Source organism: Thauera phenylacetica B4P, from assembly GCF_000310225.1.
Classification (GTDB): domain Bacteria; phylum Pseudomonadota; class Gammaproteobacteria; order Burkholderiales; family Rhodocyclaceae; genus Thauera; species Thauera phenylacetica.
Genome location: NZ_AMXF01000642.1, coordinates 1 through 336, shown reverse-complemented (window position 1 = coordinate 336; position 336 = coordinate 1). Strand labels below are relative to the sequence as shown.

The window sequence follows — 336 nt, the reverse complement described above, 5'->3', positions numbered from 1 at the left end:
CGCGCTCGACGCGCCCCTTCTCGTTGCCGCGCGCCACCGCCACCGGGCGCGGCTCGAAGCGGTAGTGGCCGGCGAGCGCGAGCAAGGTGGGATGGAAACGGATCGCGTTGCCGCAGCGCTCGAGCACGGCGCTCTTCAGATTGTCGTAGAGGGCGATGCGCGGCACCGCCCCCCAGTGCGCGAAGGCGCCCACGTGACCGCGCAGGAAGTTCTCCATGCGTGCATCGAGGAAGAAGCGCAGATAGAGCTGGGGCGACCACGACAGCACCATGACGAAGGCCATCAGCGGACGGCGCGCGCGCCCGATCGTCAGGTGCCCGAAGTGCCCCCAGTCGA

The 336-nt window shown here is 69.9% G+C and carries 1 pseudogene; it reads right to left on the bottom strand.

The features are described from left to right. A pseudogene (locus C667_RS24090) lies at positions 1-336 on the bottom strand (IS21 family transposase); the annotation flags it as partial.